At 61.2% G+C, this 22,144-nt stretch carries 18 protein-coding genes; 12 read left to right on the top strand and 6 right to left on the bottom strand.

Translation table 11 applies throughout. The features are described from left to right. The first annotated feature begins 22 nt into the window (after positions 1-22). The 5 genes from ABH912_RS23870 to ABH912_RS23850 all read left to right on the top strand — a co-directional run bounded on the left by ABH912_RS23870 (position 23) and on the right by ABH912_RS23850 (position 4,047). Positions 23-601 (top strand): DUF2796 domain-containing protein, encoded by a 579-nt coding sequence (locus ABH912_RS23870; protein ID WP_429511795.1) that lies wholly within the window; start codon positions 23-25, stop codon positions 599-601. Positions 602-737: 136 nt separating this feature from the next. Then, positions 738-1,448 carry an ABC transporter ATP-binding protein gene (locus tag ABH912_RS23865; protein WP_033059437.1) on the top strand — a complete coding sequence of 237 codons (711 nt, stop codon included), beginning with the start codon at positions 738-740 and terminating at the stop codon, positions 1,446-1,448. A 1-nt stretch (position 1,449) separates the two neighbouring features. Beyond that, positions 1,450-2,715 (top strand): ABC transporter permease, encoded by a 1,266-nt coding sequence (locus ABH912_RS23860; protein ID WP_429511794.1) that lies wholly within the window; start codon positions 1,450-1,452, stop codon positions 2,713-2,715. Between the two features lie 11 nt (positions 2,716-2,726). Beyond that, the gene (locus ABH912_RS23855; protein WP_033059441.1) at positions 2,727-3,245 is read left to right on the top strand and encodes a DUF3299 domain-containing protein; all 519 of its coding nucleotides are present in this window, start codon (positions 2,727-2,729) and stop codon (positions 3,243-3,245) included. 103 nt (positions 3,246-3,348) lie between these two features. Next, positions 3,349-4,047 carry an OmpW/AlkL family protein gene (locus ABH912_RS23850; protein WP_429511793.1) on the top strand — a complete coding sequence of 233 codons (699 nt, stop codon included), beginning with the start codon at positions 3,349-3,351 and terminating at the stop codon, positions 4,045-4,047. A gap of 57 nt (positions 4,048-4,104) precedes the next feature. On the opposite strand, the gene ABH912_RS23845 is transcribed toward ABH912_RS23850, so the two are convergent. Together ABH912_RS23845 and ABH912_RS23840 are read right to left on the bottom strand one after the other, a co-directional pair. Further along, positions 4,105-5,034, bottom strand: a complete 930-nt coding sequence (locus ABH912_RS23845; RefSeq protein ID WP_429511792.1) for an NAD-dependent epimerase/dehydratase family protein — start codon at positions 5,032-5,034, stop codon at positions 4,105-4,107. Then, positions 5,027-5,911, bottom strand: a complete 885-nt coding sequence (locus ABH912_RS23840) for a sugar nucleotide-binding protein (protein WP_033059446.1) — start codon at positions 5,909-5,911, stop codon at positions 5,027-5,029. The genes ABH912_RS23845 and ABH912_RS23840 overlap by 8 nt, the downstream gene beginning before the upstream one ends. Positions 5,912-6,236: 325 nt before the next feature. Between ABH912_RS23840 and ABH912_RS23835 the strand changes: the two genes are divergently transcribed. Next, entirely contained in the window at positions 6,237-10,556 is a 4,320-nt protein-coding gene (locus ABH912_RS23835) for a DEAD/DEAH box helicase (RefSeq protein WP_429511791.1), read from the top strand. Between the two features lie 59 nt (positions 10,557-10,615). On the opposite strand, the gene ABH912_RS23830 is transcribed toward ABH912_RS23835, so the two are convergent. Further along, positions 10,616-12,745, bottom strand: a complete 2,130-nt coding sequence (locus ABH912_RS23830; protein WP_429511790.1) for a mechanosensitive ion channel family protein — start codon at positions 12,743-12,745, stop codon at positions 10,616-10,618. 360 nt (positions 12,746-13,105) lie between these two features. Between ABH912_RS23830 and ABH912_RS23825 the strand changes: the two genes are divergently transcribed. The 5 genes from ABH912_RS23825 (at position 13,106) to ABH912_RS23805 (ending at position 18,420) form a co-directional block, all read left to right on the top strand. Further along, on the top strand, positions 13,106-14,317 hold the full coding sequence (locus tag ABH912_RS23825) for an MFS transporter (protein WP_429511789.1): 1,212 nt from the start codon (positions 13,106-13,108) through the stop codon (positions 14,315-14,317). 113 nt (positions 14,318-14,430) lie between these two features. Beyond that, positions 14,431-15,357: a DUF72 domain-containing protein gene (locus ABH912_RS23820; protein WP_429511788.1), complete on the top strand. Its 927-nt coding sequence runs from the start codon at positions 14,431-14,433 to the stop codon at positions 15,355-15,357. After that, on the top strand, positions 15,354-16,151 hold the full coding sequence (locus ABH912_RS23815) for an endonuclease/exonuclease/phosphatase family protein (RefSeq protein WP_429511787.1): 798 nt from the start codon (positions 15,354-15,356) through the stop codon (positions 16,149-16,151). Before ABH912_RS23820 ends, ABH912_RS23815 begins: the two co-directional genes overlap by 4 nt. Beyond that, a complete protein-coding gene (gene clsB, locus ABH912_RS23810) occupies positions 16,148-17,431 on the top strand; it encodes a cardiolipin synthase ClsB (protein WP_429511786.1) in 1,284 nt (427 codons plus the stop codon). The genes ABH912_RS23815 and clsB overlap by 4 nt, the downstream gene beginning before the upstream one ends. Next, positions 17,431-18,420, top strand: a complete 990-nt coding sequence (locus ABH912_RS23805) for a lysylphosphatidylglycerol synthase domain-containing protein (RefSeq protein WP_429511785.1) — start codon at positions 17,431-17,433, stop codon at positions 18,418-18,420. The genes clsB and ABH912_RS23805 overlap by 1 nt, the downstream gene beginning before the upstream one ends. Positions 18,421-18,435: 15 nt before the next feature. On the opposite strand, the gene ABH912_RS23800 is transcribed toward ABH912_RS23805, so the two are convergent. The 3 genes from ABH912_RS23800 to ABH912_RS23790 form a co-directional block, all read right to left on the bottom strand. Beyond that, positions 18,436-19,194 carry an alpha/beta hydrolase family protein gene (locus ABH912_RS23800; protein ID WP_033059456.1) on the bottom strand — a complete coding sequence of 253 codons (759 nt, stop codon included), beginning with the start codon at positions 19,192-19,194 and terminating at the stop codon, positions 18,436-18,438. After that, positions 19,184-20,293 carry a DUF3182 family protein gene (locus ABH912_RS23795; RefSeq protein ID WP_429511784.1) on the bottom strand — a complete coding sequence of 370 codons (1,110 nt, stop codon included), beginning with the start codon at positions 20,291-20,293 and terminating at the stop codon, positions 19,184-19,186. Before ABH912_RS23795 ends, ABH912_RS23800 begins: the two co-directional genes overlap by 11 nt. 176 nt (positions 20,294-20,469) lie before the next feature. Continuing rightward, entirely contained in the window at positions 20,470-21,456 is a 987-nt protein-coding gene (locus ABH912_RS23790) for a GlxA family transcriptional regulator (RefSeq protein ID WP_429511783.1), read from the bottom strand. Between the two features lie 101 nt (positions 21,457-21,557). On the opposite strand from ABH912_RS23790, the gene ABH912_RS23785 reads away from it, so the two are divergent. Next, a complete protein-coding gene (locus tag ABH912_RS23785; RefSeq protein WP_429511782.1) occupies positions 21,558-22,112 on the top strand; it encodes a cysteine hydrolase family protein in 555 nt (184 codons plus the stop codon). The last annotated feature ends 32 nt before the right edge of the window (positions 22,113-22,144 follow it).

The following is a 22,144-nucleotide window of genomic DNA, read 5'->3' as shown; positions in this document are numbered from 1 at the left end:
TTTTACTTTTCGGAGACCCGCCATGCGCCGTCTGCTTCTCGCTCTGCCGTTTGCCCTGTTGCCGCTGGGCGTCGCCCACGCTGCCGATGAACATGATCATGAGCACGGCAGCCTCGGTGCCCACGAACATGGTGTCGGTCGCCTGAACGCAGCGCTGGACGGTCAGACCCTGGAGCTGGAACTGGAAAGCCCGGCGATGAACCTGGTGGGCTTCGAACACGCCGCCACCACCGACGCCGACAAAGCCAAAGTCGCCGCCGTTCGTGCGCAGCTAGAGAAACCGCTGGTGCTGTTCAACCTGCCGAAAGCCGCTGGTTGCGTGGTTGCGACTCAGGAACTGGAAAGTCCGTTGTTCGGCGACAAGCCGGATGCCGATGATGATCACGATGAAGATGCCAAAGATGGGCACCACCACGACCACAGCGAAATCCACGCGCATTACCAATTCAGTTGCTCGGCACCGGGCGCGCTGAAAAACCTGGACCTGGCGAACATCTTCAACACCTTCCCGGCAACCCAGAAGATTCAGGTACAACTGATCAGCCCGAGCGGACAGCAAGGGGTTGAAGTGACGGCCAAGGCTGCCGCCCTGAAATTCTAAATCCACCGCAGAGCCAAAGTGGGAGCGGGCTTGCTCGCGAAGGGGCCGTCACATTCAACACAAATGTTGACTGTCAAACCGCTTTCGCGAGCAGGCCCGCTCCCACAGGGTTCACCTATTACCTGACCGGTTTCACATGACCCAAGCACTCATCGAACTGTCCGACCTGGGCTTCAGTTGGCCCGGTCATCCGCCGCTGCTGGATATCCCGGCGTTTCGCCTGGAACCCGGGGAAACCCTGTTCCTCAAAGGCCCCAGCGGCAGTGGCAAGACCACTCTGCTCGGCCTGCTCGGCGGAGTGCAGAAGCCTGATCGCGGCAGCATCCGATTGCTCGGCCAGGAACTGACCGAACTCGGTGCTGGCGCTCGCGACCGCTTCCGGGTCGATCACACCGGCTACATCTTCCAGCAGTTCAACTTGCTGCCGTTTCTCTCTGTACGCGAGAACGTCGAGTTGCCCTGCCACTTTTCCAAACTGCGCGCGGAACGGGCGATCCAGCGCCACGGCAGCGTCGATCAGGCGGCGGCCACCCTCCTCGCCCACTTGGGTCTGAAGGATGAAAGCATCCTCAGTCGTCGCGCCGATTCGCTGTCCATCGGTCAGCAGCAACGGGTTGCCGCTGCGCGCGCGTTGATCGGTCAGCCTGAATTGGTGATCGCCGACGAACCGACCTCGGCCCTGGATTACGACGCCCGCGAGAACTTCCTTCGCTTGCTGTTCGCCGAATGCCGCGAAGCCGGGTCGAGCCTGCTGTTTGTCAGCCATGACCAGAGCCTGGCACCGCTGTTCGATCGCCACCTGTCGCTGGCCGATCTCAATCGCGCCGCCACCCCGTCCGAGGTTTGAGATGTATTTGTTTCGTCTAGCCATGGCCAGCCTGGCTAACCGCCGCTTCACCGCGATCCTCACCGCGTTCGCCATTGCCTTGTCGGTCTGCCTGCTGTTGGCCGTGGAACGGGTGCGCACCGAAGCCAAAGCCAGTTTCGCCAGCACCATCAGCGGCACCGACCTGATCGTCGGCGCACGTTCCGGTTCGGTGAACCTGCTGCTGTACTCGGTGTTCCGCATTGGCAACGCCACCAACAACATTCGTTGGGACAGCTTCGAACACTTCGCCAACAACCCGAAAGTAAAGTGGGCGATCCCGATGTCCCTCGGCGACTCCCATCGCGGTTACCGCGTGATGGGCACCACCGAGGCGTACTTCGAGCACTATCAGTACGGTCATCAGCAACACCTGGAACTGGCCGACGGCCGCGCCTTCGCCATCGATCCGTTTGAAGTGGTACTCGGTGCCGAAGTGGCCGATGCGCTGCACTACAAACTCGGTGACAAACTGGTGCTGGCCCACGGAGTGGCGGCGATCAGCCTGGTCAAGCACGACGACAAACCGTTCACCGTGGTCGGTATTCTCAAACGCACCGGCACCCCGGTGGACCGCACGTTGCACATCAGCCTCGGCGGCATGGAAGCGATTCACATCGACTGGCACAACGGCGTGCCGGCGCGCGGCAACGGTCGTATCAGCGCCGATCAGGCACGCAACATGGACCTGACGCCGCAAGCGATCACCGCGTTCATGCTCGGCCTCAACAGCAAGATTTCGACCTTCGCGCTGCAGCGTGAGATCAATGAATTTCGCGGTGAACCGATGCTGGCGATCCTGCCGGGCGTGGCGCTGCAAGAGCTGTGGAGTTTGATGAGTACGGCGGAAAAAGCCTTGTTCGTGGTCTCGCTGTTCGTGGTGCTGACCGGGTTGATCGGCATGCTCACGGCGATCCTCACCAGCCTCAACGAACGCCGTCGGGAGATGGCGATTCTGCGCTCGGTGGGCGCCCGCCCGTGGCACATCGCAACCTTGCTGGTGCTGGAGGCGTTTGCCCTGGCGCTGTCGGGCGTGATTGCCGGGGTGGCGCTTTTGTATGTGGGCATCGCCTTGGCCCAAGGTTATGTGCAAGCCAATTACGGCTTGTACCTGCCGCTGGCCTGGCCGAGCGAATATGAATGGACGCTGCTCGGCGGCATCCTGATCGCCGCGTTACTGATGGGCAGCGTGCCGGCCTGGCGCGCGTATCGCCAATCCCTGGCCGATGGCCTGTCGATCCGTTTATGAGGACGTTGAACATGCCCCGCGCCGTGCTTGCGCTGTTGATGCTGGTCGCCTTGCCCCTGTGGGCGGCCGAGCCGAAAGACCTGACCTGGTCGGAAATGATCCCGCCGGACGCTGCACCGGAAGTGCCGAACATGACGCCACTGCACGACCTGTCGCAGATGGGCAACGCGTTGGCCGCCGAATCGGCGCCAGCGGCCAAGCAAGACATGCCCAATGCACCGGTGGTGAAAAGCCTCAACGGTCAGCACATTCGGCTGCCGGGCTACATCGTGCCGCTGGAAGTGAGTGAAGAAGGTCGGACCACGGAGTTTCTGCTGGTGCCGTATTTCGGCGCCTGCATCCACGTGCCGCCACCGCCGTCGAACCAGATCGTGCACGTTAAAAGCGAAGTGGGTGTGAAGCTCGACGAGTTGTATCAGCCGTATTGGATCGAGGGTGCGTTGCAGGTCAAGGCATCCAGCAGCGAATTAGCTGATGCGGGGTATCAGATGGAGGCCGACAAGATCTATGTGTATGAGCTGCCGGAGTGAATGACGCCCCCATCACTGTTTCATTGAGCTGAGTCAAAAGACCGTACCAGACGCCTCCGTACCATTGGACATCGAACATTTTTAACGTCCTTTGGAGCCCTCCATGCACAAGTCTTTGCTCAGCGCTTCGCTGTTTGCCCTCGCGCTCGCAGCACCGTTAGCCTACGCCCACGAAGCCGGCGATATCATCGTTCGTGCCGGTGCAATCACCGTCAACCCGAAAGCCGACAGCTCCAGCGTAAAGGTTGATCAAGGTCCGCTGAAGGGTGCCGATCTGGGTGGCAAGGCCACCATGAGCAGCGACACGCAACTGGGTCTGAACTTCGCCTACATGCTCAACAGCCACTGGGGGATCGAGCTGCTGGCGGCCTCGCCGTTCGAGCATGACGTGAAGCTCAAAGGCACCGCCCTTGGCGCGGCCAATGGCAAACTCGGTTCGCTGAAACACCTGCCACCGACGCTGAGCATTGTGTACTACCCACTGGACGGCAAGTCCGCATTCCAGCCGTATGTCGGTGCCGGTATCAACTACACCTGGATCTACGACGAGCACGTTGGCAGCGAAGCCAGCGCCAACGGCTTCAGCAACTTCAAGGCGGATAACTCCTGGGGTATGGCGTTCCAGGTCGGCGCCGACTACATGCTGACCGACAGCATCATGATCAACGCCCAGGTGCGCTACATCGACATCGACACCACCGCGACGGTGCAAAATAACGCGGTGGCGCAGGGCACTCGCGCCAAGGTCGATGTGGACGTAGACCCGTTCATCTACATGGTTGGCCTGGGTTACAAGTTCTAAAAGTGCCGCACAAAAAAAGGCGCCTCGAAAGGCGCCTTTTTCATGGCTGCAAAAACCTCAGCGCCCCAACAACCGCGCCAGGCCGACACTCATCGGTGTCTGCTCAGGGTAGGTAAAGCGCTCCAGCAAACGCTGATTGTTCGCTCGCGAGTGGCGGATGTCACCGGAGCGCGCCGGGCCATAGCTCACCGGCGGCAATTGACCGACCACCGCTTCAAGGGCTTCAAGCATTTGCTTGAGGGTCGTGGCCTGGTTCCAGCCGACGTTCACCGCGCCGACTTCGACCTGCGGTTTCTCGATCGCTTGCACCAGCAAGTCGACCAGGTCTTCGACGTAGACGAAATCGCGAGTCTGCTCACCGTCACCGAACACAGTGATCGGCAGGCCCTTCTGCGCGCGCTCGCTGAAAATGCTGATCACCCCGGAGTACGGCGAGGACGGATCCTGGCGCGGGCCGAAGATGTTGAAGAAGCGGAAAATCACCGGTTCCAGACCATGCTGGCGACGGTAAAAATCGAAGTAATGCTCGCTCGCCAATTTGTCCGAAGCGTAAGGCGTCAACGGCGCCTTGGGCGTGTCTTCGTCGATTGACTCGCCTTCGCCATTGTTGCCGTAGACCGCTGCGCTGGACGCGTACAGCACGCGTTTGACGCCGCTCTGGCGCATGGCTTCGCAGACATTCAGCGAGCCAATGAAATTGCTCTGGTGCGTCTTCACCGGATCATCCACCGACGCTTGCACCGACGCCACTGCGGCCAGGTGCGCCACAGCACTGCAACCGACCATCGCCTGCGCTACCAGCGCGGCATCGGCGACATCGCCCACGATCAGTTCGACGCCGGGATTGTCCAGCGGCAAGTTGGTGCGTTTGCCGGTGGAGAGGTCATCGAGAATGCGCACCGAATGGCCCTTGGCGAGTAAGGCATCGGTGAGGTGCGAACCAATGAAACCGGCGCCGCCGGTGATTAAAACAGGGCCGTCAGCCATGGCGATAAAACCTATCCAGTAAGCCCGGGAGTGCCGCACGCCAGGCGCGGGGCTTGATCCCGAAAGTGTGCAGAATTTTCTTGCAGGCCAACACCGCATGTTGCGGCTCTTCGGCAGCGTCGGGCCGGGCGGCGTGAGCCTGGGCGGTCGGCGCTTCGATGGCCAGCGGATGCAGCGCGCGTGCTTCGCTGAGGATCGCTTGACCAAGCGCCAGCGGCGTGGTCGCCTCATGCCCGGCGTAATGGTAGGTACCCCACAGCGGCGCCGAGCAATCGAGTTGCTTGAGGACCGAGATGATCACCCGCGCGGCGTCATCCACCGGCGTCGGATTGCCCCGACGGTCATCGGCCATCAGCAATTCTTCAGGCAGTTCGGCGCGACCGAGGAAACGCCCGAGGGTGCCGTCGGGGCTGTCATCCAGCAGCCAGCCGAATCGCAGCAACACGTGTTGCGGGCAGGTGGCGCGCACGCTTTGTTCGATCCGCCACAAGGCCTGACCGCGCAGGCCCAAGGGCAGCGGTTCGTCTTTTTCGCTGTAGGCCGTCGCCCGGGAACCATCGAACACACGATAGCTCGACGGTTGCAGCAGCACGATGTTGTGATGCTGGCACAGTTCGGCCAGACGCTCGATCGCACGCTCCTGCCCGGCCAGACGCTGTTCGCTGACCGTCTCTGCCTGAAACCAGTCAAAGTAATAGGCGAGATTGATCAACGCGTCCGGACGGGTGTCGTCGAGCAGTTGCGTCAGGCTCGCGGCGTCCCAGCCGTCTTGCGGTGGGCGGGGGGCGAGGAAGCCGATGTCTTCCTCCGCACCGAGGCGAATCAGCGCCTGCCCAAGGGCATTTCCGCCGCCCAGTAACATAAGGCGCATTCGCATAGAGTCAGCAGGCCCAGTCTGATTGAAACAATGGCTTTATCGACACCGCTCGCGGGCGATGCCGTCGATAGTTGCCGGAATCGTTGCATTTTGCGGGTTTAGTGCGCAACCGTCATCCGTAAAGTGTAGATCCTGGGGATTTGCGGTGCTGCTACTGGCCTCATCGCGGGCAAGCCCGCTCCCACAGTGTTCTATGTTGTCCACAAATTTTGTATTCACAGAAGATCCCTGTGGGAGCGGGCTTGCCCGCGATGGAGCCCTGGAGACCAGCGAAGGTCTTGAGCGGTACTTGCAACTTCCCCGGCTCACCCGCATAAATTGCTGCATGAATCTGCCAATCCCGACGGACAGTGCCCTGGCAGGCTTCCACCCCGCCGTCAGCGCCTGGTTCAGCAGCACCTTCCCGACGGTCACCGCCGCCCAGGCCCAGGCGTGGCCGTTGATCCGCCAGCACCGTTCGACCCTGGTCGCCGCACCCACGGGCTCCGGCAAGACCCTCACCGCGTTCCTCGCGGTCATCGACGACCTGGTCCACCGCGGAATGGCCAACGGCGGTCATCTGCCGGACGAAACCCTAGTGGTCTACGTTTCACCGCTCAAGGCCCTGTCCAACGACATCCAGATCAACCTGCAAGACCCGCTGGCCGGCATCACCGAGCAGTTACGCGCGATGGGCCTGCCGCAATTGCAGATCAACACCGCCGTGCGCACCGGTGATACCCCGCAAAAAGACCGCTCGGCGATGCGCAAGACCGCACCACACATTCTGGTGACCACCCCGGAATCCCTTTACGTGCTGCTCGGTTCCGACTCCGGCCGACAAATGCTCAGCACTGCCCGCACGGTGATCGTCGACGAAATTCACGCGATCGCCGCCAGCAAGCGCGGCAGTCATCTGGCTTTGAGCCTCGAGCGGCTGCAAGCGTTGTGCCCGCAACCGCTGATGCGGATTGGCCTGTCTGCCACGCAAAAACCCATCGAAGCCGTCTCGCAGTTTCTGGTTGGCCGTGATCGCGCGTGCGAAATCATCGACATCGGCCACGCCCGCCCGCGGGATCTGGACATCGAAGTACCGCCCGTGCCTTTGTCGGCGGTGATGGCCAACGACATCTGGGAACTGGTCTATGACCGCCTCGCCGCCCTCGCCCGCGAACACCGCACCACCCTGATTTTCGTCAACACCCGACGCCTCGCCGAACGCCTGAGCCGTCACTTGAGCGAGCGTCTCGGCAAAGCAGCCGTCGCCGCCCACCACGGCAGTCTGGCCAAGGAGTTTCGCCTCGACGCCGAACAGCGGCTCAAGCGCGGCGACCTGCAAGTGCTGATCGCCACGGCGTCCCTGGAGCTGGGGATCGATATCGGCGATGTCGACCTGGTCTGCCAGATTGCCTCGCCGCGTTCGATTGCCGGGTTTCTGCAACGGGTCGGCCGCTCCGGGCACCAGGTGGGTGGCACGCCCAAGGGCCGTTTGTTCGCCACCACCCGCGACGATCTGATCGAATGCGCCGCCCTGCTCGACTGTGTGCGTCGCGGCGAACTCGACACGCTGCTGATCCCCAAGGCACCGCTGGATGTACTCGCGCAACAAATCATCGCCGAGGTCAGTTGCCAGGAATGGCAGGAGCAGGCGTTGCTGGAGATGTTCCGCAACGCCTCGCCGTACGGCGAACTCGACGAAAAACACTATCAAGCGCTGCTGCAGATGCTCGCCGAAGGCTACAACGGTCGCCTGGGCATCCGCAGCGCTTACCTGCACCGCGACGCCGTGACCCGCACCCTCCGAGGTCGCCGGGGCGCCAAGCTGACCGCCGTGACCAGCGGCGGGACGATCCCGGACAATGCCGACTACAGCGTTTTACTCGAGCCCCAAGGGCTGAACATCGGCAGCGTCAACGAAGACTTTGCGGTGGAAAGCATCGCCGGGGATGTCTTCCAATTGGGCAACACCTCCTACCGTATTCTGCGGGTCGAAACCGGCAAGGTCCGGGTCGAAGATGCCCAGGGCCAACCGCCGACCATTCCATTCTGGCTCGGCGAAGCGCCGGGGCGCAGCGCTGAACTGTCATTCGCCGTGGCCCGCCTGCAAGCGCAACTCGATGAGCTGCTCGGCGCTACACCCGGTCACTTGCAGCCCGCGACCGACTGGCTGACCGACACCCTCGGCCTGAACCTGGCCAGTGCCGAACAATTGGTCGATTACCTGGCCCGTGCGCGCCTGACCCTCGGCGCCCTGCCGTCACAAGACACACTGCTGATGGAGCGGTTTTTCGACGAGTCCGGCGGCACGCAACTGATCATCCACACGCCGTTCGGCAGCCGCATCAACCGCGCCTGGGGCCTGGCCTTGCGCAAGCGTTTCTGCCGCACCTTCAACTTCGAATTGCAGGCCGCCGCCAGCGAAGACGCCATCGTCCTGTCGCTGTCCACCAGCCACAGTTTCGAACTCGATGATGTCTGGCGCTATTTGCACAGCAACAGCGCCGAGCACACCCTGATTCAAGCCGTGCTCGATGCGCCGCTGTTCGGCGTGCGTTGGCGCTGGAATGCCGGGGTCGCTCTGGCGCTGCCGCGCTACAGTGGCGGACGCAAAGTCCCGCCGCAGATCCAGCGGATGAAAAGCGAAGACCTGATCGCCAGCGTATTTCCCGATCAGATTGCCTGCGTGGAAAACCTCGCCGGCGAACGGGAAATTCCCGACCATCCACTGGTGGAACAAACCCTCGACGATTGCCTGCACGAGGCCATGGACAGCGAAGGCTGGCTGGCGTTGTTGCGGCGCATGGAACGTGGCGACATCCGCCTGATCAGCCGCGACCTGCCAGCGCCCTCGCCGCTGGCAGCGGAAATTCTCAGTGCCCGCCCCTACACCTTTCTCGACGATGCGCCGCTGGAAGAGCGCCGCACTCAAGCAGTACTCAACCGCCGCTGGAGCGATCCGCAGTCCACCGACGACCTCGGTGCGCTGGATGCGGACGCGATTCAAGCCGTGCGCGAGGAAGCCTGGCCAACGCCGACTGGCGTCGATGAAATGCATGAAGCGTTGATGAGCCTCGCGTGCATCACCGACGCCGAAGCCCAGGCCCATCCCGACTGGCTCGACTGGCTGAACGCCCTGGCCGACAGCGGTCGCGCCAGCCGCTTGCAAGTCAATGCCAGGCAAGCGCTGTGGTTGGCACTGGAGCGACTGACTTGCCTGAACGCGATTTATCCACAAGCGATTTTGCAGCCACCGTTGGAAGCGTTGCCCGGATTCGATGAAGTCTGGACGTCGGACGAAGCGGTGCTGGAAGTGATTCGTGCGCGGCTCAGCGCGTTCGGTCCGTTGCCGCTGAACGCGATTGCCGAACCGCTCGGTTTACCGGCAACTCAAGTCACCCAGGCGTTGGCGCAACTGGAGCGCGAAGGCTATGTGCTGCGCGGCCAATTCACGCCCGGCACGGATGAGGAAGAATGGTGCGAACGGCATTTGCTGGCGCGGATTCACCGCTACACCGTCAAGCGTCTGCGGCGGGAAATCGAGCCCGTGGCGTTGCAGGATTTCATGCGTTTTCTATTCGACTGGCAGCATCTGTCCGCCGCGACCCAGGGTCAGGGCAGCGCAGTGTTGCCCGCGATAGTCGGTCAGTTCGAAGGCTACCCCGCTGCTGCTTCAGCCTGGGACAGTGACATCCTGCCGGCGCGAGTCAAAGACTATTCGGCCAGTTGGCTGGATGACCTGTGTCGCAGCGGCAAACTGGTGTGGACTCGCCTGACCGCGCGCAACAAGAGCGCCAGCACGGCGCTGCGCAGCACACCGATTCTGCTGCTGCCGCGCAGTCAGGTCGGGTTGTGGAGCGGGTTGACCGAGCAGACGCCGGTCAACGAACTGTCGCCCAAGACGCAAAAAGTCTACGAAGCCCTGAGCCAACACGGCGCGCTGTTTTTCGATGAGCTGACTCACGAAGCCCACCTGCTGCGCTCGGAACTGGAGATCGCCTTGCAGGAGCTGGTAGGCGCCGGGTTGGTGAATGCCGACAGCTTCGCCGGCCTGCGAGCGCTAATCACCCCGGCCAGCAAACGCCAGAATCGCAGCAGCCGACGCGGGCGCGGAGCGTTTGTCGGCGGGATGGACGATGCCGGGCGCTGGGCCTTGCTGCGACGCGGCGCGCAAGCTCCGCTTGTGGATAACAAACGTCCGGCACCGACGCCGACCGACACCCTTGAACATATCGCTAGGACCTTGCTCCGGCGCTACGGCGTGGTGTTCTGGCGCTTGCTGGAACGTGAAGCGGATTGGTTGCCGAGCTGGCGGGAATTGCTGCGCACTTTCCATCGGCTGGAAGCGCGCGGCGAGATTCGCGGCGGGCGGTTTGTCAGTGGCTTGGCCGGTGAGCAGTTTGCATTGCCTGAAGCCATTCCATTACTGCGCGAGGTGCGGCGACGGCCGCATGACGGGAGTTTGATTGCCGTGTGCGGGGCTGATCCGCTGAACCTCGCGGGGACGCTTTTACCGGGCGCGAAGGTGCCGGCGCTAGCGAGTAATCGGCTGGTGTATCGCGATGGTCTTCCGGCCGCCGCCGAGATCGCCGGCAAGCAGATTTTCTGGCTGGTGCTGGATCAGCAGGCCAGTACTGATGTCCGTAGCAAACTGATTCAACACCGATAACCAAACACCACAACCCTGTGGCGAGGGAGCTTGCTCCCTCGCCACAGGTATCCGCGTGTTTACTGAGTTCTCGGCTGATCCGGCAGGAACACCGATGAATGCTCCGATGCAAGCCCATCGCTTTGCGGCGACTCAACAGCCTGTCTGGGCATCAACACCTGCTGTGGATAAGTTTGCGCGAAATGCACCCACGGGCTGTTATCCACAAGCTTTTTCAAACGCTGGTTGAATGCGCGACTCACCGCATATTGCCCACCCGACACAGTGCGGAACTGTGCCGTCAGCACCACACCGTTGAGGTCCATCTTGTCGACACCAAAGACATCCAGCGGCCCTTGCAGGTTGTACTTGAGGAACGCATCGTCGCGGATGGAATCTCCGGCCTCGCGGATCAACTCGATAGCCTTGTCGACATCGGTGTCGTAGGTGAACTGCACCGAGAAAAATGCATAGGCGAATTGCCGTGATTGATTGGTCACGGCCTTGATCTGACCAAACGGCACCGAATGCACAAACCCCTTGCCGTCGCGCAGGCGCAAGGTGCGGATGGTCAGGCCTTCGACGGTGCCGGCGTGGCCAGAGTCGAGCACCACCCAATCGCCAATCGACAATGTGTCTTCGATGATGATGAACAACCCGGTGATCACGTCCTGCACCAGTTGCTGGGAACCGAAACCGATGGCCAGCCCCACGACACCGGCACCGGCCAGAAAAGGTGCAACGTTGATCCCCAGATTCGCCATGGTGGTGATGGCGCAGATCACCACCAGAATGATTTTGATCGCGTTGCGCAGCAGCGGCAGGATGGTTTTGATCCGGGTACTGGGCTGGCGCGCCGAGCGTTTGCTGACAGGTGGTTTCAGGGCTTCCTGAATCGCCGTGTCCAACACCACCCAGACCATCCAAGTCACCAGGAAAATCAAACCGATACGGCTCAGGGAATCGCTGATCGCCCGGCCGACCGAATTGCTCACTGCAAACTCGAACAACGACACGCCCCAAATGCGCCCCAGGACATCGATGAACACAATCGCCAGGGCGATGCGCAGCAACGCGTGCGAAAGGCTGAGAAAGCGTTCTTTGTAGGCACTGCTGCGGCGCACGGACAACTCACTGCGCGACTTGAACAGGTGATGCAGCGACGTGCTGAGAAACACCGTCGCAATCAGCAACACCGTAGTAAACAACGCACAGCGCAGTACTTTCTGGTTGTCATCGCCGATGCCGATCAGGTTGATCACCGACACCAGCACCATCAACAGAATCGGCCAGTACCAGAGCCCGGAAAAGATCCGCAGCATTTCACGCAAGGCCGGCTGACTGAGACGCTGGGCCAACGGCAAAATGCGGATCAGATGGGCGACTGGACGGCGCATTTTGAACACCAGAAGGCCAAAGGCGATCGAAGCCGCCATCCCGGTGAACACCGCGATACTGCTGGTGAGATTACCGCCGAGCAGGCGGGCGATCTGCGGACTGGTCAAGGCGTCGCTCAGGGCCACGAGGAAGCCGATGACAAAGAGCGGTCGTGGGCTGCACTGACGAATAATCTGCACCGCCCGGCGCTTATGGCCGGCGTTGAACACCACCACCAGCGACAACAGCAACGACGCGGCAAAAATGCCGCTGCTGGTGGCATAGGCGAAACACAATGCCAGCGCCCGGCCGGCGGACACTTGCAAGAAATGGCTGACATACAGCGTCAGTGGCAGGCTGATCAGCGCCGGAATCGTGTAGGGCAACACGTAACCCAGTAAAGCCTGACCGCGCTCGCGAGTGAGCAGCAGGCGGTTCTGACACAGACGTTTTGTGAGCAACCCTCCCAGCAGCCAGAGCAGTGCAAAGACGCCAATCCACACACCGGACAACAGCAGGAAATCCCCCGCCACGCTCCAGCTCGAGCGGGACGACCGATGATTGACCAGTTGATCCACCTCAACCGCTGCCCGGTCTGCACGCAGACGCCAGGCGTCCAGCAGGTCCTCGTTGAGATCGAGTTTTCCCTGGACTTCATCAATGCTCGAACTGATGGCACCCAGCAAACCACCCTGTACCAGCGGTTCGGGGTGGGCCAGCGGTGTCGTGGCGGTGGCCGCCGCCGGCACACCCGGTAGTGCGGCAGCCTCCAGCTCGTTGCTGCCCAGAATCAGCAACGCCCCCAGTAGTATCGCGGTCTTGAACTTGAACAAACGCGGCGCTCCTGCAAATGGGTCTGTAAGGAACTGATCGGGAAAGTGTAGGCAAGTTCGGTTATTGGGTGAAATCAAGGGCCACCCCTCACCCCAGCCCTCTCCCTAAGGGAGAGGGCGCCTACCGAGGTGTTCTTGGAGCTACGTCGACCTGAAACATCGAGTCGAACTCAGGTTTTGAAAACAACACAAATCTGCTCCCTTTCCCCCTCGCCCCCCTTGGGGGGGAGAGGGCTGGGGTGAGGGGGCGCTTTTGATCTTTGCGCACAAAGCAAATATCAAATGCCCATCCCTGTATTTTTCTACATAACCCAAACCCCGACACTGCGCTCCATCAATCAATCCACCGGAGTTGCAGTCATGCCCATTGCCTTGCTCGCGCTGACCCTCAGCGCCTTCGCCATCGGGACGACCGAGTTCGTCATCGTTGGCCTGTTACCCACCATCGGCGCCGACCTCGGCGTCAGCCTCCCGTCCGCCGGCCTGCTGGTCAGCCTCTACGCATTGGGCGTTGCCATCGGCGCCCCGGTGCTGACCGCCCTCACCGGTAAAGTCCCGCGCAAAATGCTGCTGTTGTCGCTGATGGTGCTGTTCACCCTCGGCAACCTGCTGGCCTGGAAAGCGCCGAGTTACGAGTCGCTGGTCATTGCGCGGATCGTCACCGGCCTGGCCCATGGGGTGTTTTTCTCGATTGGCTCGACCATCGCCACCAGCCTCGTGCCGAAGGAAAAAGCCGCCAGCGCGATTGCCATCATGTTCACCGGCCTGACGGTGGCACTGGTTACCGGCGTGCCACTGGGGACGTTCATTGGTCAGCATTTCGGCTGGCGTGAAACCTTCCTCGCGGTGTCTGCACTGGGCGTGATCGCGTTCATCGGCAGCCTGCTTTACGTGCCGAAAAACATTGCCCACAGCAAACCGGCTTCACTGTTGCAGCAATTGCAGGTGCTCAAGCAACCCCGTCTGTTGCTGGTGTACGCCATGACCGCGGTCGGTTACGGCGGCTCGTTCATTGCGTTCACCTTTCTGGCACCGATTCTCCAGGACATTTCCGGCTTCAGCGCCAGCACCGTCAGCCTGGTGTTGCTGGTCTACGGCATCTCGGTGGCCGTCGGTAACATTTGGGGCGGCAAACTGGCGGATAAACGCGGCCCGATCAGCGCCCTGAAAATCATCTTCGCTTTGCTCGCTGCGGTGTTGTTCGTACTGACCTTTACCGCCGGCAACCCATGGCTGGCCCTGGCCACCGTGCTGGTCTGGGGCGCGGTTGCGTTCGGCAACGTGCCGGGCCTACAGGTTTACGTGGTGCGTCAGGCCGAACATCACACCCCGCATGCGGTGGACGTGGCGTCGGGCCTGAACATCGCCGCGTTCAACCTCGGCATTGCCGGTGGCGCGTGGGGCGGTGGCTTGATCGTTGCCCATATGGGCCTGATTCACACCGCGTGGATTGGTGGCCTGGTAGTGCTTGTCGCGTTGGCGCTGACCGCGTGGAGCGGTCGTCTTGACCGGTTGGGTCCGGTGTATGCCGAACCTGCTGAAGGCTCGACCCGCATCGTCGCCGGTCACTGATAAATAGGCTGCGACCTTTGCTTTACCGTCCGTAGTCCCGTCGAAACTTTCTCGCCCGCCCCGCAGTCATCAAAAGACAGGGGCAGTCCGAGAACCATTAGACGGGAGGCGACATGGCGGCGATCCACATCGGTATTTCAGGCTGGCGCTACACGCCCTGGCGGGGGGATTTCTACCCAAAGGGGCTGACCCACAAGCGCGAATTGCAATTCGCCTCACGGGCGGTCAACAGCATCGAAATCAATGGATCGTTTTACGCCCTGCAACGGCCCGAACGTTATGCCCAGTGGTACGCCGAAACCCCGAGGGGCTTCGTTTTCAGCGTCAAAGCCCCGCGTTTCATCACCCACATCAGGCGACTGCGGGACATCCATAAACCCCTGGCGAATTTCTTCGCGTCCGGGGTGCTGGAACTCAAAGAAAAACTCGGCCCGATCCTCTGGCAATTTCCGCCCAACTTCAAATTCGATGCCGAGCTGTTCGAGACTTTTCTGGAACAGTTGCCGCACAACACCGAAGAGGCCGCCGCCCTCGCCCACCAGCATGATTCGCACGTGAACGGTCACGCCAGCCTGCACGCCTACGGAAAAAAGCCTTTGCGCCATGCCGTAGAAATCAGAAACGAGAGTTTCGTCGACCCCGCCTTTATCCGCCTGCTCAAACGCCACAATGCCGCGCTGGTTATCGCCGACACCGCCGGTAAATGGCCGTACCGCGAAGACCTCACCAGCGACTTCGTTTACCTGCGCCTGCACGGTGCCGAAGAGCTCTATGCCAGCGGTTACACCCCCGAGGCACTGAAACGCTGGGGTGACCGGATCGAAGCCTGGTACCACGGCCAGCAACCGCCCGACCCACACCTGATCGCCCCCCGGCAAAAGCCCAAGGCGCGCAAGTCCCGTGAGGTGTTTTGCTACTTCGACAACGACATCAAAGTCCGCGCACCCTTCGATGCCCGTCGCTTGCTGGAGCGCTTTCATCTGGATAAAGACCTCGCCACCCGTCCCGGTGAACTGGCCGCCGAAGGAGTGCTGCCATGAGCATTTCCGAACCGATCGGCACCACCGACGAACAGCAACCCATCATCACCTCCGTGCACCGTTTCACCGTGCTGACGGTCAACACGCACAAGGGGTTCACCGCGCTCAACCGGCGTTTCATCCTGCCGGAACTGCGCGAAGCGGTGCGCAGCGTGTCCGCCGACGTGGTGTTTTTGCAGGAAGTCCACGGCACCCACGAGCATCACCCCCAGCGCTACAGCAATTGGCCGGCGATGCCGCAATACGAATTCCTCGCCGACACGCTGTGGCCGCAGTTCGCCTATGGGCGTAACGCGGTTTATCCGGCGGGCGATCACGGCAATGCGTTGCTGTCGAAATTCCAGATCATTCGCCACGACAACCTCGACGTCTCCATCAGCGGTCACGAGAACCGCGGCATCCTGCATTGCGTGCTGCGCCTGCCCGGTGACGGCCAGGAAGTGCATGCCATTTGTGTGCATCTAGGCCTTCACGAAACCCACCGGACCGAACAACTCAAGTTGCTGGCCCAGCGCCTCGAAGAACTGCCCAGCGATGCCCCGGTGATCGTTGCCGGTGACTTCAACGACTGGCGCCAGCGCGCCGATGCACTGCTCAACCCCTGCGGTTTGCGGGAGGTTTTCGCCGAACTCCACGGCAAACCGGCGCGCAGTTTTCCAGCGCGTTTGCCAGCGTTGCGCCTTGACCGCATCTACGTGCGCAACCTCAAGGCCAGCCAACCACAAGTGCTGGCCGCGCGGCCCTGGTCACACCTTTCCGACCACGTACCGCTGTCGGTGGAGATCGAGCTATGAGCAGCTCATCGATGGATAAAACCAACGTGGAGCACTTATCCACAACCCCGCCGATCCGTGAACCGGGCGTGGTCGACGTCGAATATGGCTGGCAAGGCAACAACCGCGTAGAGCTGCTGGAAAACGGCGAAGCGTATTTCCCTCGGGTGTTCGAGGCCATGCGTCAGGCGAAGACTGAAATCCTGCTGGAAACCTTCATTGTGTTTGAGGACAAGGTCGGTGATGAGCTGCAAGAAGTCCTGATCGCCGCCGCTCAACGCGGCGTGCGGATTACCGCCAATCTCGATGGCTTTGGCTGCGGTGAACTGAGCACGGGATACCTCGCCGCCCTGAGCGAAGCCGGCGTGCGCATTCAGATTTTCGACCCGGCGCCCAAACGTCTGGGGATCCGCACCAACTGGTTCCGCCGCCTGCACCGCAAGATTGTAGTGGTCGACGGCACGATCGCGTTCATCGGCGGCATCAACTTTTCTGCCGACCATCTGGCTGACTTCGGCCCTGAGGCCAAGCAGGATTATTCCGTTGAAGTGCAAGGCCCGGCGGTGGCCGACATCCATCACTTCGCCTTGCTGCAATGTGGTCGCCCGGCTCACGCCAAATACTGGTGGCAACGACGCAGGCAACGGCGCTCGGAACTGGCGTTCACCGATCATGACGGCCAGGTTCGCCTGGTGTACCGCGACAACGGCGAGCATCCGACTGACATCGAAGAGGTTTACCGGCAGGTGCTGCGCAGTGCCCAGCGCCGGGTGGTGATCGCCAATGCCTACTTCTTTCCGGGCTATCGCCTGCTGCGCGAGATCCGTAACGCGGCGCGCCGTGGCGTCGATGTGCGACTGATCCTGCAAGGTCAGCCCGACATGCTGGTGGCCAAACTCGCCGCGCGCATGACCTATGACTACCTGCTCAAATCCGGTGTGCAGATTCACGAATATTGCGAGCGTCCACTGCACGGTAAAGTCGCGCTGGTGGATGAGGATTGGAGCACGGTCGGCTCGAGCAACCTCGACCCGTTGAGCCTGTCCATGAACCTGGAAGCCAATGTGTTGATCCGCGATCGCGCCTTCAACCGCGACCTGTTCGAGCGCCTCGAAGACCTGAGTAACAACCATTGCAAGGTCATGTGCGCCGACAAAGCCCCGCGCGGTCGAGTCTGGCACATGACCGTCGGCTTTCTGGTGTTTCACTTTCTGCGGCACTTCCCGGCCTGGGCCGGTTGGTTGCCGGCGCATAAACCTCGCCTGAAACCGTTTACTCATTCCGCCGGGAGTGACACCTGATGAGCCACTCTGAGACACAACCGGCGACCCACGCCGAAACATCGGGCAAATCCCGCTGGAGCCGCTGGAAACGGCCGCTGACAATGCTGTTTTTCCTGGCGCTGATCGTGCTGTTCACGATGCTTGCCCAGCGCATCGAATGGGATGAAGTGTTCGACAACCTCGCCGATTTCAAGGTGCGCACGCTGATCATCGCGTCCGGCCTGACCGTGGTGAGCTTTCTGGTCTACGCCTGCTTCGACCTGATCGGCCGTACCTACATTCGCCAGGACCTGACGTGGAAGCAGATCCTGCCGGTGGGGATTATCAGCTATGCCTTCAACCTCAACCTGAGTGCCTGGGTCGGCGGTATTGCCATGCGTTATCGGCTGTATTCGCGACTCGGGGTGAGCAAGGGCAACATCGCGAAAATTCTCGGGCTGAGCCTCGCGACAAACTGGTTCGGTTACATGGTGATTGCCGGTGCAGTATTCAGCAGCGGCCTGGTGCGAATGCCGCCAGGCTGGAAGCTGAGCAGCGATGCGCTGCAAGGCGTGGGCGTGTTGCTGCTGCTGGTGAGCGCGGGGTACCTGGCAGCGTGTCAGTTTTCCAAGCGGCGGGAGTGGGCGATACGTGGGGTGGAAATCAACCTGCCGTCCCTGCGCATGGCGGTGCTGCAACTGGCCCTCGGGGCGCTGAACTGGGCGCTGATGGCGGCGGTGATTTTCACCTTGCTGCCGAGCAAGCTGGATTACCCGCTGGTGCTCGGGGTGTTGCTGATCAGCGCGATTGCCGGGGTCATCACGCACATTCCCGCAGGGCTTGGCGTGCTGGAAGCCGTATTCGTGGCGCTGCTGCAACATGAAGTGTCCCGAGGCAGCCTGGTGGCCGGATTGCTGGCGTATCGGGCGATTTATTTCATCTTGCCGCTACTGATTACCTTGGTGATGTACCTGATCGTGGAAGCCAAGGCCAAGTCGTTGCGGATCTCGAAAAATCCCCGAGATTAGAAGGCTGCGACGTTTTCACGATGACTGAATAATGCTCAACCGCTCGCCCACCACCATCTCGGTGATCCAGCTCACCAGGATCGAGGTGTATGCCTGTTGCGAAACGGGGTCACTCAAGGCGTGATCGGCGCCGTCGATTATCCGGTGGGTCAGCGAGTGAGTCTGCTGACAGGCCGCGCGGTAACTCATGATCGTCGCGTGGGGCACATAGTCGTCGGTCTCTGATTCGACCAGCAGCACATCCCCAGTGAACTGCGAACAGGCATGCAGCGCACGATTGCTGTCGGCGCGGACTAACGTGCTGCGGTAATCGCGTAAATCGAGCTTGTCCAGGTCACGTTTGGGCGTGTGCCATTGATCATCGCGATACAGCGCCGGCACCCGCAGCGCCAACCAGCGCACCGGGCGCAACGAGGTCAGGATCGAGGCCAGGTAACCGCCATAACTGGTGCCGACCACGGCAATCGCCGATGTATCGAGCGCCGGGTGTGCGAGCAAGCGGTCATACGCCGCCAGCAGGTCGCGCAGGTTGTCTTCGCGCGTGACTCGACTCAGCGCAATTCCGGCCCCGCCGGTATGTCCGCGCAAGTCGAACGTCAGGCACACGCACCCCAAACCGGCGATACCTTTGGCCCGCTCCAGGTCCCGCTCCTGACTGCCGCCCCAACCGTGCACAAAAAGCACACCGGGGACTTTTGATTTGGGGCTGAGAAAAGTCCCGACCATCTGTTCATCGTCGATGTCGATTTGAATGGTTTCGCTTCTAGCCGTCATAGGATTTAACCGTTACGTACTTGAGGAGAAAGTCACTGTTTTGCGCCGGCCCGCGATACACCTCGATGGCGTCCGCCGGCAGGGGCTGGTCGATGTAGGTCTCGACCGACGACACGCGAATCGCGCGCATCCCGGGGTCGTTGACGAAGCTCTGCAACGCGGCAACTTCAGCGCTGCTGGCACCGCCCATCCGCCAGGATTGCTCGAGCACGCCGCTGCGCTTTTTGCCGTTACTGTCCACGCCTTGGGCGATGTCGTAGTTGCGCCGTGAGGCGTAGAAACCGGGATAAGCCTCATCCGCGGCACGGTCGAACACTTGCGCCTGACGGATCGCCAGCTGCACATCGTCCGGTATTTCCAGTTCGAGCAAATCGTCGTAATGACCCCGCACTACCAGCAGGTTGGACCCTCCATAAACCTGCTCGCCCTGACCGTCTTCGGTCAAGTACTGATCACCGCAATAACTCAGCACCGTGTCGCCGATAAAACTCTGACCGACGCTGTGGGTGATCACGTGGTCCAGATCCTGCTCCAGCACCACACCTTCGGTGAACAGCGCTTTGGCCTCTGGTCTGGCGAGGATGGCATCGAACTGGTCGAGGCTTTTGATCACTTCCTGACCGCGTCCGGCGCAGGCATGAATCGGCTTGATGCGGATCGGGCCGCTGTAGAGCAGATGCTCCGCCGCAGGACGCGCATCGTCCATGGAAAAAACACTGAGGCCGTCGAGCACCACGCTGCGCACGCGTTCGGAAAACAACGGTGACCAGCCTTCCGGTGCATGAGCATCTTTGTTGCGCAATCCGTGGCTGATGGCTTTGGTGCAGATGAAATCATGGTCGACATAACCGCCCCACAAATCCTCCGGCCCTTTAACGCCTAATTGCCGGGCGGCAGCGACGCCCACAAGCGTCTGGGTCGGCAACAGATACAGGTCTCGCCCGTTGTGCAATTCGGGGTCGTAACTGCCGCCGTATTTAAGCCCCAGGATCTGCGCCAGCCAACGGGCCAGCGCACGATTGGTTTCCACTTCGTGCAACGGAGCCTCGGGGCGCACGGAGTGGGCGACCACCAGTTTCTTGCGATTTGCCGGGGTCATGCGTCCCCCTCAATCTGCGCTTGATGAATGTAGTAGAAGGGGTGCAGAGATCAGGCCAAGGGGGCCAAAAGACAAACGTTTTTCAAATCAGCCCGTTACGAAAAACATGATGGCACCCTGCCTGTTTGATTCTGCACGACAAGGGCTTCAACTCTGGCATTTTGCACGACTGACGCTCATCCCTGACTCGCTCCAACCCCAAACCGTGTCCGGTAATCACTTGGCGCCAACCCGGTAATCTTCTTGAACGTCGCCCGGAAGGCACTCGGGTCCTGATAACCCACCGTCCAGGCAATGTGATCGATGGTGCCGTTGGTGAACTCCAGCATTTCCCGGGCCTTGCCGACCCGCAGGTGCTGGCAATACTCAGTGGGTTTGAGCCCGGTTGCCGCGCGAAACCGACGCAGGAACGTGCGCTCTTCCAGCCCTGCCCGCTCGGCCATCGTCGCCAGCGACACGTCAGTTGCTCCGGTGCTTTGCAGCCAATGCTGGACCTTGAGAATCGAGGCATCGCCATGGCTGAGAATCGGTGAAAAATTGCTGCCGCACTCGCTCGCGCTGTCGCTGTGCTCCACCACCAAAAACCGCGCGGTACTGGTGGCGATGCTTGGCCCCAGCAGGCGGTTGACCAGGCGCAAGCCCAGTTCGGACCAAGCCATCAGCCCCGCAGTGGTGATCAGATCACCGTCGTCTACGATGGGTGTGTCGGCCTTGAGCTTGATCGCCGGGTAACGCTCGGCGAAGGCTTTGGCCGAGGTCCAGTGGGTGGTGGCGCTACGACCGTCGAGCAGACCACTCTCGGCCAACAGAATCGACCCCACACAAACCCCGCCGAGTGTCGCGCCATTGGCGTGTTGCTGACGCAGCCAGCGAAACAGCGCCTGCGGTGCCTGGCCTTCGGAAAAACCGGCAATCGACGGCGGGATCAACACCGCCACCAACGCACCGTCTGCAGCGGGATGACTGTCGTAGACCCGCTCGGGCGTCTGTTCGCCATCAACCTGCCAATGGCTGATCCGCAGCAACGGCAACTGCGCCGCCTGATGCTCGGCGGCAATCCGGTTCGCCACCCCGAACAAGTCGGTCAATCCATGCACCGCCGCCATCTGCGCACCGGGATAGATCAGCACGCCCAACTCGGCGATTGGCCTTTCTGCGTCCATTGTCAGTTTTCCCCCTTCTATTGTCGGTGCGGCCAATCCTCGGAAGGCCTGCCAGACCCAATACTTCATTCCACACCAACAAGCACTTCGAGGAAACAGTCATGGCCAAGCAAGCACTCATCGTAGTCGATATCCAAAATGACTACTTCCCCCAAGGCAAGTGGCCGCTGGTCGGCGCCGATGCCGCCGCGGACAACGCCGTTCGTCTGCTCAAAGCCTTCCGCGATGCGGGGGATTCGGTGGTACACATCCGCCACGAATTCACCTCCGACGAAGCCCCTTTCTTCACCCCGGGTTCGGAAGGCGCGAAGCTGCACCCCAAAGTCCTGAATCGCGCCGATGAGCCGGTCGTGCTCAAGCACTTCGTCAACTCGTTCCGTGAAACACAACTGAAATCGATCCTCGACGAACAAGGCATCAAGGAATTGGTGGTGGTCGGCAGCATGAGCCACATGTGCATCGACGGCATTACCCGCGCAGCCGCCGACATGGGTTACGCCGTCACTGTCATTCACGACGCCTGTGCCTCCCGTGACCTGGAGTTCAACGGCCTCACCGTTCCGGCCGCCCACGTTCACGCCGCCTTCATGTCGGCCCTGGGTTTTGCCTATGCCAGCGTAGTGTCCACCGACGAGTTCCTGGCAGCGCAACACTGATCAACGCTTTTGCATCCGACGCGCCCGAAACA

This window comes from Pseudomonas sp. BT76 TE3572 (assembly GCF_050435365.1).
Lineage (GTDB): Bacteria > Pseudomonadota > Gammaproteobacteria > Pseudomonadales > Pseudomonadaceae > Aquipseudomonas > Aquipseudomonas fluorescens_W.
This window is presented reverse-complemented; position numbering and strand designations above follow the sequence as displayed.